Origin of the sequence: Blastomonas sp. RAC04, from assembly GCF_001713435.1 — a bacterium.
Lineage (GTDB): Bacteria > Pseudomonadota > Alphaproteobacteria > Sphingomonadales > Sphingomonadaceae > Blastomonas > Blastomonas fulva.
The window spans coordinates 1349320-1360087 of record NZ_CP016460.1 but is presented as its reverse complement, the minus strand read 5'-3'; the positions used below and the strand labels follow the sequence as shown (position 1 = coordinate 1360087).

General features: G+C 63.9%; 12 protein-coding genes and 1 tRNA gene. 5 read left to right on the top strand and 8 right to left on the bottom strand.

What is annotated here, in order from left to right; genetic code table 11:
• Positions 1 to 22 precede the first annotated feature (22 nt).
• Both BSY18_RS07500 and BSY18_RS07495 read right to left on the bottom strand, forming a co-directional pair.
• On the bottom strand, positions 23 to 1585 hold the full coding sequence (locus tag BSY18_RS07500) for a DHA2 family efflux MFS transporter permease subunit (protein ID WP_069050173.1): 1563 nt from the start codon (positions 1583 to 1585) through the stop codon (positions 23 to 25).
• A gap of 134 nt (positions 1586 to 1719) precedes the next feature.
• The gene (locus BSY18_RS07495; protein WP_150126233.1) at positions 1720 to 2016 is read right to left on the bottom strand and encodes a hypothetical protein; all 297 of its coding nucleotides are present in this window, start codon (positions 2014 to 2016) and stop codon (positions 1720 to 1722) included.
• Between the two features lie 259 nt (positions 2017 to 2275).
• Between BSY18_RS07495 and BSY18_RS07490 the strand changes: the two genes are divergently transcribed.
• Genes BSY18_RS07490 through BSY18_RS07480 form a run of 3 tightly spaced genes read left to right on the top strand, consistent with a single transcriptional unit; the run spans position 2276 to position 5479 of the window.
• Entirely contained in the window at positions 2276 to 3538 is a 1263-nt protein-coding gene (locus BSY18_RS07490) for an efflux RND transporter periplasmic adaptor subunit (protein ID WP_069050172.1), read from the top strand.
• Positions 3519 to 4232: an ABC transporter ATP-binding protein gene (locus tag BSY18_RS07485; protein WP_069051777.1), complete on the top strand. Its 714-nt coding sequence runs from the start codon at positions 3519 to 3521 to the stop codon at positions 4230 to 4232. Before BSY18_RS07490 ends, BSY18_RS07485 begins: the two co-directional genes overlap by 20 nt.
• Entirely contained in the window at positions 4229 to 5479 is a 1251-nt protein-coding gene (locus tag BSY18_RS07480; RefSeq protein ID WP_069050171.1) for an ABC transporter permease, read from the top strand. Before BSY18_RS07485 ends, BSY18_RS07480 begins: the two co-directional genes overlap by 4 nt.
• Before the next feature lie 30 nt (positions 5480 to 5509).
• Here BSY18_RS07480 and arsH read toward each other — a convergent pair whose 3' ends face one another.
• From arsH to cpdR, 5 genes are all read right to left on the bottom strand, one after another.
• On the bottom strand, positions 5510 to 6268 hold the full coding sequence (gene arsH / locus BSY18_RS07475; RefSeq protein ID WP_069050170.1) for an arsenical resistance protein ArsH: 759 nt from the start codon (positions 6266 to 6268) through the stop codon (positions 5510 to 5512).
• A 14-nt stretch (positions 6269 to 6282) separates the two neighbouring features.
• Positions 6283 to 6798, bottom strand: a complete 516-nt coding sequence (locus BSY18_RS07470) for an arsenate reductase ArsC (RefSeq protein ID WP_069050169.1) — start codon at positions 6796 to 6798, stop codon at positions 6283 to 6285.
• Positions 6799 to 6807: 9 nt separating this feature from the next.
• Entirely contained in the window at positions 6808 to 7170 is a 363-nt protein-coding gene (locus BSY18_RS07465; protein ID WP_069050168.1) for an ArsR/SmtB family transcription factor, read from the bottom strand.
• A gap of 168 nt (positions 7171 to 7338) precedes the next feature.
• Positions 7339 to 7413, bottom strand: a tRNA-Val gene (locus tag BSY18_RS07460).
• Between the two features lie 105 nt (positions 7414 to 7518).
• The gene (gene cpdR, locus BSY18_RS07455; protein WP_054136398.1) at positions 7519 to 7896 is read right to left on the bottom strand and encodes a cell cycle two-component system response regulator CpdR; all 378 of its coding nucleotides are present in this window, start codon (positions 7894 to 7896) and stop codon (positions 7519 to 7521) included.
• A gap of 198 nt (positions 7897 to 8094) precedes the next feature.
• Between cpdR and BSY18_RS07450 the strand changes: the two genes are divergently transcribed.
• Both BSY18_RS07450 and BSY18_RS07445 read left to right on the top strand, forming a co-directional pair.
• Positions 8095 to 8994: an N-formylglutamate amidohydrolase gene (locus BSY18_RS07450; RefSeq protein ID WP_069050167.1), complete on the top strand. Its 900-nt coding sequence runs from the start codon at positions 8095 to 8097 to the stop codon at positions 8992 to 8994.
• 274 nt (positions 8995 to 9268) lie between these two features.
• On the top strand, positions 9269 to 9712 hold the full coding sequence (locus tag BSY18_RS07445; protein ID WP_069050166.1) for a hypothetical protein: 444 nt from the start codon (positions 9269 to 9271) through the stop codon (positions 9710 to 9712).
• Here the strand turns inward: BSY18_RS07445 and BSY18_RS07440 are convergent.
• Positions 9709 to 10641: a hydrogen peroxide-inducible genes activator gene (locus tag BSY18_RS07440; protein ID WP_054136400.1), complete on the bottom strand. Its 933-nt coding sequence runs from the start codon at positions 10639 to 10641 to the stop codon at positions 9709 to 9711. The genes BSY18_RS07445 and BSY18_RS07440 overlap by 4 nt on opposite strands.
• Between the last annotated feature and the right edge of the window lie 127 nt (positions 10642 to 10768).

Here is a 10768-nt window from a genome sequence, read left to right as displayed (position 1 = left end):
ACTGTGTATCACGCCGCCTCTATCAGCCGACAGGATCAGCGTCCACCGGTGCATCTTCCGTGCGTGGCCGCCGGATCAGGAACACCAGCAGGATCGCGAACACGGTCATTACCGCGATCAACAGCCAGGCATCGTTGATGGCATCGACCAGCGCCTGCCGTTCGACCAGCGGCCGCACCAGCTCCTCGGTGAACTCGTCGGGGGGCGTGCCGATCTGCTCCAGAAATGCATCGCGCGGGATCCCGATGCCCACCGCAGTATCGACATCGCCTGCGGTCAGCCGGTCGGCGATGGCCTGCCCATGGGTGTCGGCGCGGGTGAAGATGGTGGTATCGATCAGTGCCAGCCCGATCGCCCCGCCCAGGTTGCGCATCAGGTTGAACAGGCCGCTGCCATCGGCGATCTTGTCGGTGGCGAGATACCCCAAAGCGATGCGCGTGGGTGGCAACAGGCAGAACATGCTGGCCCCGCCGCGCAGGATCTGCGGCACCACCATCTCGGCAAAATCGGTCTGAGCAGTCTGGTTGATGCTGGCGAGCAGTCCGGCTGCAAACAGCCCGAATCCGAACAGGCACAAGGTGCGCGCGCCGATCCTCTGTTCCAGATACACCGCCAGCGGGGCGGCGAGCAGTTGCGCGATGCCGGTGACCAGCATGATCTGCCCGATGCGGAAGGCGTCATGCTCGCGCACCAGCCCCAGGAAAAACGGCATCAGATAGGTCGATCCGAACAGCCCTGCGCCCAGGATGAAGCTGAGCGCGCAACCGACGGCAAAGTTGCGGTCGGCAAAGCAGTGCAGGTCGACCAGCGGGCAGGCGGCGTGCCATGTCCGCCAAACGAACCAGGCGGTGCTCAGCACGAAGATCGCCAACAACGCAGCGACGCCCGGCGCAAGCCAGCCCAGCGATGGCGCGTCCTTGAGCCCGATCTGCAGCGCGGCGAGCCCGGCGGCGAGCAGCACCAGGGCGAGCAGGTCGATCGAGCGGTCGCAGCGCGCGTTGCTCTCGGCGCTGCGCAGAGCCCATGCCGCCCCCAAAGCTGCGAGCACGCCGGGAACGATGTTGATGCGGAACAGCCAGTGCCAGGAATAGGTTTCGGTCAGCCAGCCGCCGACGATCGGGCCGATCGTGGGCGCAAACACTGCCGCGACCCCGGCAATGGTGGTCGCCAGCCCCTGCGACCTGGGCGGGAACAGCAGGAACACCGCCGAGAAGACCGCGGGGATCAGCGTCCCTCCGGCAAAGCCCTGCACGATCCGCCACCCGATCAGCGTCTCGAAGCTTTCGCTCTGGCCGCACCCGGCGGACGCCAGAGTGAACACCGAGATCGCGCAGACGAACAGCCAGCGCATCCCGAGCCTTGCGGTCAGATAGCCAGTCAGCGGGATCGCGACGATCTCTGAAGTGAGATAGGCCGTCTGCACCCAGATCATGCGCTCGGGGCTGATCCCCAGCGCCTTCTGGATGGTGGGGAGCGATGTCGCGACGATCTGGATGTCCAGAATGGCCATGAACATGCCGATGCACATGCACAGAAAGCCGAACCACGGCAGAAACCGGGACCTGGGCGTTTCAGCGTGGCTCATGCAGCGGGTTCAAATCCCCAAATGGCAAGGTGACCAGGGAGTGGCCGGGAGGCGTGCCAGCTTCACGGTCTGGCTGGGCTGGTAAAGGCTGGCAGGCAGGCTGGCTAATGCTTTGTGTCCTGATTCACAAAACCCTAGTTCTTGGAGCCCTGCTCGCGTTCGGCCTTGATCCGGTACATCGCCGCCTTGCAGGTGGGCGAGGTCTTTTCGACCTTGGCGATCATGCAGGCTTCCACCTTCTTGCGGCTCATCGTTTTCATTTCGGCGGGGCACAGGACCCGCGCTTCCTTGGCACAGGCTTTCTTGCCGATATCGGTGGCTGCGTGCACAGGCATGGCAAGGCTCATGGCCAGAAGCATCGAGCCGGTCATCGCGCCAAGCCGTACGCCGCGCGTTGCCGATGCCTTCTGCAGTGCATTGGTTGATCGCATGTGGTTGAACACCCTTTCCGCGCTGGCGGGTCTTCCGGTGCGACCCGCGCTTCCCGGCGATTCACCGGGCGTGCAGGGCAGGAGTATCGATGTTGCGGCAACGCATCAACCGCAGAGCGACTGGCCGAGCCAACGCGGCTGCACGCCGCGAGCAGGGATCGGTGCGCTGCGCCATCATCGCTGCTGGCTATCGTGCTCACGTGCCAATATAGGTTGGCCATAAACGTCGGGGATGGGGCAGCTTTATATGCTGACGAGAATGGGTTCATGGATCAAGCGCCACAAGGTGTGGTCGGCGCTGATTGCGCTGGTGGTGCTGTTCGTCCTCTATAAGATCGTCGCTCCGACGCCGCATGACTATGAATATACCGGAGAAAAGGTCGGGCGCGGCGAGGTGCTGCGAGTCGTCTCGGCCAGCGGCAAGGTGCGCGCGCTCAACACCATCAAGGTCGGCACCGAAGTCTCGGGCCAGGTCACCAAGGTCTATGTCGACTTCAACTCGCCGGTCACCGCAGGCCAGATCCTGGCCGAGATCGACCCGACACGGGTGCGGGCGCGGGTCCAGCAGACCGAGGCTCAGGTGGCGCTTGCTCGCGCAGGATTGCAGCAGACCGCTGCCAATGTGCTGCGCGCGCGGTCCGAACTTGAAATCCAGGAACGCGATTTTGCCCGGCAGCGCGATCTGGCGCAGCGCGGGTTCGTCTCCAAGGCCAATCTCGATGCGGCCCAGACCCGGCTGAACAGCGCGCGCAACGCGCTCGACGTCGCCCTGGCGCAGACCCAGAGCGGCAACGCCCAGATCCGGCAGGCCACCGCCGAGCTGTCGTCGGCCCGGCTCGACCTCAACCGCACGGTGATCATCGCGCCTGCCAGCGGGGTGATCATCGACAAGCTGGTCGAGCCCGGCACCACCGTTGCCGCCAGCTTCCAGACCCCCAATCTGTTCGAAATTGCTGCCGACACCACCAAGATGCAGGTAGAGGCCTCGGTGGACGAGGCGGATATCGGCCAGATTGTCGAGGGTCAGAATGTGACCTTCACCGTCGACAGCTATCCCGATGACGTGTTCCGCGCCAAGGTCCGCCAGGTCCGCAAGGCACCGGTCGAAACGCAGAATGTCGTGAGCTATCTGGTAATTATCGATGTCGACAATCTCGACGGAAAGCTGCTGCCCGGCATGACCGCCAATGTCGAGATCATCACCGGTGCCAAGAAGAACGCGCTGCGGGTTCCCACCAACGCGCTCAGGTTCCGTCCCAAGGCAGCCGATCGCGGTCCGCCGGTGGAGGAACAGCCCGCCAAGCCGGGCAAGAAGGAGGCGCCGCGCCAGACGCTGTATCTCGCCGGTACCGACGCCTACAAGCCGGTCAGGAAGCAGGTGCGCATCGGGCTGCAGGGCGACGAGTACACCGAGATCCTCTCGGGCATCAAGGCCGGTGACACGGTGCTGGTGCGCACCAAATCGCTGAAGCCCAAGGCAGAAACCGACGATACGGATGAAGATGACAGCGCCGCTTCTTGAGACGCATGATCTGGTCAAGGATTATGTGATCGGCGGTGAGCTGGTGCACGCGGTCAACCGCGTCTCGCTGAGCATCCAGCGCGGCGAATTCGTCGCGATCATGGGGGCCAGCGGATCAGGCAAGTCGACCTTCATGAACATGATCGGCTGTCTCGACGTGCCGACCTCGGGCACGCTCCTGCTCGATGGCATCGACACCAAGACGCTCGACAGCGACGAGCTGGCCGAGATCCGCAACCGCAAGATCGGCTTTGTCTTCCAGCAGTTCAATCTTCTCGCCCGCACCAGCGCGCTCGACAATGTCGCGGTGCCGCTGATCTATGCCGGGGTGCGCGCTGCCGAGCGGCGCGAGCGGGCGCAGGCCAAGCTCGAGGCGATGGGGCTTGCCAATCGCATGCAGAACACGCCTGCCAAGCTTTCGGGCGGGCAGCAGCAGCGTGTGGCGATCGCGCGCGCGCTGGTTACCGATCCGCTGATCCTGCTGGCGGACGAACCCACCGGTGCACTCGATACCCAGACATCGCTCGACATCATGGGGATTTTCCAGAAACTCAATGACAAGGGGATCACGCTGGTTATCGTCACCCACGAACCCGACATTGCCGAATATGCCGAGCGCCGCATCGTGTTCCGCGATGGCAAGGTGATCGAGGATGCGCCCGTCACATCGCGCCGCCGGGCGGTCATGGCATGAGCGAGCTGCTGAACGCGCTCGCCGGATGGGGCGTCAACGTTGCGATCGCGATCACGGCGCTGCGCACGAACCTGCTGCGTTCGATTCTGACCACGCTGGGCGTGATGATCGGCGTGTTCTCGGTGATCCTTGCGGTCGCGGTGGGCAATGGCGCGCAGGTCTCGGTAAACCAGCAGATCGCCACGCTCGGCTCGAACATGGCGATCGTGGTGCCCGAGCCCGAGCGCGCTAACGGCCCGCCCAGACCCGGCGACCGGGGCAGGCTGACCGAACGCGATGGTGAGGCCATCGCGCGTCAGGTGCCTGGGGTGAACGCGGTCGCACCGCAGATCCGCACCAGCGTCCAGATGGTCACCGGCGGACGCAGCGCCTCGACCCAAGCGATCGGATCGACTGAAGAATACGGAAGCATTTCCAACCTCGCCGCCTCCGATGGCCGATTCCTGACCGGAAGCGATGTCGGCGCCGCAACGCGGGTGGTGGTGATCGGGCAGACGGTGGCCGACAAGCTGTTCGTCGACATCAATCCCATCGGCGAGACGGTGCGGATCAACCGCGTGCCGTTCACCGTCATCGGTCTGCTCGAAAGCAAGGGCAGCAATCTGGGCAACGACAATGACGACCAGATCATCATGCCGATCTCGACATTGCGCCAGCGGCTGTCCACCGGCCCGGCCCAGGGTCCGGACGATGTGACTCTGCTGTTCGTCGGCTTCGAGGACGAGGATTCGCTGGTTGCGGGCGACCGCGAGATCAAGAGTCTTCTGCGCGCGCGCTACCGGGTGTCGAAAGGTAAGATCACGCCGTTTACCGTGCGCACCACCAAGGAGATCGCAGAAACATCAGGCCAGGTGACCCAGATCTTCCAGGCGGTGCTGGTGGCGATCGCTTCGATCTCATTGCTCGTGGGCGGCATCGGCATCATGAACATCATGCTGGTCAGCGTGACCGAGCGGACGCGCGAGATCGGCCTGCGCATGGCGCTGGGGGCGAAGCGCCGCGATATCCGCAACCAGTTTCTGGTCGAAGCGGCAGTTCTGTGCCTGATCGGCGGCGCGATCGGCCTCACCCTGGCGATGGTTGCAGCCGCAGTCTTCCAGCAGGTAGCCGAATTCCCGGCGCCGATCGGCTGGGACACGGCGGTCCTTGCCGTCGCGTTTTCTGCCGTCATCGGGCTGGTGTTCGGCGGCTACCCCGCCATCCGCGCATCGCGGCTGTCGCCGATCGAGGCGCTGCGCAGCGAGTAACAGGTGCGTTGCACGCACCTGGCTGGCCCGTCAGCTTTTCGCCAACCCTGCGGCCTCGACCGGTGTCGCGACCGGCTGGTCGCTGTCCTTGCGCTCGGAATAGCGATCGACCAGCTGATCGGCGTGCGGGCGCAGCAGCACCGTGAAGCGCACCAGTTCCTCGACGACATCGACTATGCGGTCGTAATAGCTCGATGGCGTCATGCGTCCATTCTCGTCAAACTCGAGATAGGCCTTGGCGACGCTCGACTGGTTGGGGATGGTGAACATCCGCATCCAGCGGCCCAGGATCCGCAGCGTGTTGACGCTGTTGAAGCTTTGAGAGCCCGCGCTTACCTGCATCACCGCGAGCGTGCGGCCCTGGGTCGGGCGCATGCCCTGATAGGCCAATGGCAGATGGTCGATCTGGGTCTTCATGATGCCGGTGATCTGGCCATGGCGTTCGGGGCTGCACCAGATCTGGCCCTCGGACCAGATCGAGTGCGCGCGCAGCTCTGCGACCGCAGGGTGATCGTCGTTCTCGACCTGATCGGGCAGCGGCAGATCCCGGGGATCGAAAATGCGGGTTTCGCAGCCGAAATGCTGCAGCAGCCGCGCCGCTTCCTCGACCACCAGCCGCGAATAGGAGCGTTCGCGCAACGACCCGTAGAGCAACAGGATGCGCGGCCTGGGATCGAGCGGACCCAGTCCCAGCGCCGGGACACGGTGCGCATAGGCCGGATCGAGCGCAGGCAGGTAGTCCGGGTCGGCCAGATGGCGCAGGCGTTCAAAGCCGGGTCCGTCGGTCATGCCATCTGCGGACGTCATGCGCTGGCACCGCTGCTGGCGCCCGCAGCGTTGCCGATGTCGGCAAGCTTGCGCTTCAGCGCTATCTGGTCGAGGCTTTCGATCGGCAGCGCGACGAACCGCTCGATCCGGTCCGACAGATAGCGCAGCGCCTCGAGGAACGCCTCGCGCTGGCCGTCGCCCTCCACCGCGGCGGGGTCTTCGATGCCCCAATGCGCGGTCATCGGGTGGCCCAGCCAGACAGGGCAGGTTTCGCCCGCGGCATTGTCGCACACGGTGAAGATGAAATCGAACTCGGGCGAACCGGGGGCGCTGAACGCGTCCCAGCTCTTGGATTCGAACCCGCTGGTCTCGAAGTCCATGTCCGCGAGAACCGAAAGCGCCATCGGATGGACCTGTCCCTTGGGGTGGCTGCCGGCGCTGTATGCCCTGAAGCGCCCTTCACCGATCTTGTTGAGCACAGCCTCGCCCAGGATCGAGCGGGCACTGTTGCCGGTGCACAGGAACAGAACATTGTAGATGGGGTCAGCCATATTCGAGCCTCATGCTTTCTCGGGTAGGGCAGGGGCGCAGCCGAGCCCTGCAACAAGATCGCCGCACATTTCGGGTGTGCCCTGGCAGCAGTCCTCCAGCAGGAAGGTCAGCAGGCGGCGCATCGCGGGATAATTGGCGCGGTAATGGATCAGCCGGCTTTCGCGCTCGGACTGGACCAGCCCAGCGCGCTCCAGGGTCGCCAGATGGTGCGACATGGTGGAGGGCGGGACACTCTGCTGCTCGGCAATCGCTCCCGCGACCATGCCATCGGGACCTGCCTTGACCAGCATGCGGAAGACCGCAAGCCGCGTCTCGTGCGCAAGCGCGCCAAGCGCATCCACTGCCCATGTCTGAATGCCCGGATCATCCATTATCACTACCTTTCGACAACTATCGAAATACTGTGTCGGCTGATGTGGTCAAGGCATAATTCGAGAGTTGTGGAAACATCCGTCGCAGGGGAGCGGGCTTTGGCGATCGGTGCGTGTGAAGCGGACGTAAAAAAACCCGCCAACCGTATGGTTTGGCGGGTTTTTTAATGGTGGGCGTAGCAAGGATTGAACTTGCGACCCCTGCGATGTCAACACAGTGCTCTACCACTGAGCTATACGCCCCACCGGTGGTACCTGCCCGCACCAAGGCGCTGGCAAGGGCGGTCCATTACAAAGAGGCGGCGATGGACGCAAGCGGTATTTGTACCAAAAACCGCATGATAGCTTTCAAAGGCTTTGGGCGAAGGTGCCGCGGGCAAACACGCGGTCGACCTCCAGCACCAGATCCTTGAGGTGAAAGGGCTTGGAGAGCACGCGCGCGCTGGGCGCGGCCTGTTCCGCCTTGAGCGTCACTGCGGCAAAGCCGGTGATGAACATGACCTTGGTCTCGGGCGAGATCCGCCCGCAATGCTGCGCGAGTTCGATCCCGTCCATCTCGGGCATCACGATATCGGTGAGCAGCAGATCGAAATGATCCTCCTGCAGCAAGGGCAACGCAGCGGTGCCGCGATCAACCGCAACCACGGTGTAATCGGCCTTTTCAAGCGCACGCTGGAGATAGGCGCGCATCGCCGGATCGTCTTCTGCCAGCAATATGCTCAACATCGCCCTGTTCCTCTGCCCGGTTTCTCCAGCCTGCTTATGCCGGATGCGGTTAAGATTTTCCAGCATGCTGTAAGTCATTTGCCGCGCTGCCCCGAAGTTGGACACGCCCGGTGTCATCGGTAAACGGACAGCGGGGGCACAGGACGTTGGCGTTGCCGACTTTGACTCGAAGGACAGATTGCCGCATGGCTGATGTCCATGGATAATCGATCCGCCGACAACGCCTCCCCATCGCGGTTGTTCAGCCTGGCTGGCCTCGCCGAAGCGCGCCTGCCGGTACTGGTGGCGGTCCCGCATGCGGGGCGGGATTATCCCGATGAAATCCTCGTCAATTCACGCGTGACCCCGCAGGTTCTCGAGCGTCTTGAAGACCGCCATGCCGATATGCTGGCTCTGCAGGCAGCAAAGACCGGGTGCGCCACTCTGGTCGCGCATGTCGCGCGGGCGTGGATCGACCTCAATCGTGCCCCCAGCGAAATCGATCCGCAGATGATCAGCAACGCCCCGCGCACCGCCTTTGCCCAGCCCAGCGCCAAGGTGCGCGGCGGGCTCGGACTGGTTCCGCGCCGGCTGGCCGATCATGGCGAGCTTTGGCGCAGACCCTGGACCCGTGAGTCGATCGGCGCGCGCGTATCGGGCATGCACGATCCCTATCACCAGGCGTTGTCGCACGCGCTTGCCAGTCTGAAGGCTCGCTTCGGCTGCGCGATGCTGATCGACCTGCACTCGATGCCGCCGCTCAGGCCCGAGGGATCGGGGCCGGTGCCGCGAATCGTGGTGGGGGATCGCTATGGCCGGTCTGCCGGGGCAAGGCTGTGCGATCTGGCGCAGCGGACGCTCGCCCGGCGCGGCTATGAGGTCGCGCTCAACCATCCCTATGCCGGCGGCTATGTGCTCGAGCGCCATGGCCGCCCGGCGCGCGATATCCACGCGCTGCAGATCGAGGTGGACCGCAGCTTGTATCTGGACGAGGCGCTCAGCGAACGCGGGCAGGGGCTCGAGGCGATGCAGGAGGCGGTTGCGGATCTTGTCCGGACGCTGGCGGACGATCTGCTGCAGCATGGCGGACGCACCGACATCGCCATCGCCGCCGAATAGCCCATCGCATCCAGCCAAGAAAAAACCGCCTCGTGACGAGTCACGAGGCGGCCAAGGTTCAGGGAGGAGGTGCACAAGTGCACCTGTCGGGACGCGAAAGGGGGGGAAGCATCCCGACAGCCTCAATCTAGGGTAGAATGACCTGCAGTTCAATGGCTGCGATGCGAAAATAACAACACTTCAGAAATCTCTTGCTAATGCGAGCTACTCGCAATAACTCTGATGCAGGCGGCGCGATCCCGTGATGCCGCACAATCGGAGGGAGTCGAGGACCATGGGTATCTGGTGGCAGGATCTGATCGATCGACCTGACCTGGGGTCGGCAACCCTGTTCGAGGCGAAGCTTGTTGTCGCGCTGCGCATCGCGGTGTTCGCGCACAAATCGGGTGCCGATCCCGCGCCTCATGTCTCCGCCCGGCTGGGCAGCATCGCGCTGTCCAATCATCTGTCGCTGGTGCTGGAGGCGATGGGGCAGGTGTGGCCTGAACCCTTTGGCGTCTCGCGCCCATGCTGCGGTCGTCTGTCACCTGACGAGGCGATGTTCGTCGGCATGGTGCGCAGCGCGATGCGCGGCAACCGGGCGAGCTTCGACCGGCAGACCCGCGAGATGATCGCAGAAGATGGGCGCACATTGATCTACAACCTGATGTGGCAGATCGGCCGCATGGCGGCTGCGGCAGAGGCCACAACCGGGCAAGTCCGGCCCCGTGAGGGCTAGACCCCGGTTCGCAACACCGGATCGGAAAGGTCGGTATCCTCGACCACATAGGCGCGGATGAATTCCGCGATCGCATGGAATCCGTCGCCGAACGCCGCGCCGGTGCGCCAGATCGCTGCGATCGACCGGCGCGCATTCCAGCCTGCGATATCCAGCCGTGCGACGATTTCTGCACTGTGGGTTTCGGTTGCCAGATAACGCTCGGGCAACAGCGCGAAGCCGATCCCTGAGCCTACCATCTGGCGGATGCTGTCGAGGCTGGTGCCTTCGTAATCGTGCAGGATATGCGCACCCACCTGATCGCAGATCTCGCGGGTCTGGCGATGGAAATGGTGCCGCCGGTCCAGGGTGAGAAATCCTGCGCCCTTGAGCGCGCTGGGCGGAATGTTCTTCTGCCCGGCCAGGGGATGATCGGGCGGCGCGATGACGAACAGCCGCTCGCTGAACAGCGGCTCGACCACGATCCCGCTGGCATCGACCGGCATGGGTGAGAGCATCATGTCGAGCGCGCCGCGCATCACCTCGCGCACCTGATCATCGGGAATGCCTTCGCGGATGTGCAGGCGCAGGTCGGGCTGTTGCCGGTGCAGACCCGCCACGATCGCGGGCATCAGATAGGGTCCCAGCGTCGGGGTGATCCCGAAGCGCAGCGTTCCGCCGATGCCCTTGCCCGCGCGCCGCGCCAGATCGGAAAGATCGCGCACCTGCACCAGGATCTCTCTCGCGCGCGCGGCAATATCGCGGCCCAATGGGGTCAGTTGGACATCCTGACCGCTGCGATCGATCAGCGAGGCGTCAAGCCGGGCCTCCAGGGTGCGAAGTTGCTGGCTCAACGTCGGTTGCGAGACGTGCACCGCAAAGGCTGCGCGTCCGAAATGGCGGTGGTCGTCGAGCGCGACCAGATATTGCAACTGCCTGAGGCTGGGCATGGCGGCGTCCTTTGCATGATAGATGTTGGCTATCGATCCGGGGCAGTTCTTTCAAATGGTAACAATGATACTCTGTGCCATATGTCAACCATACCGAGCAGATGGAACGGTCTCTCCCCGAACCGCT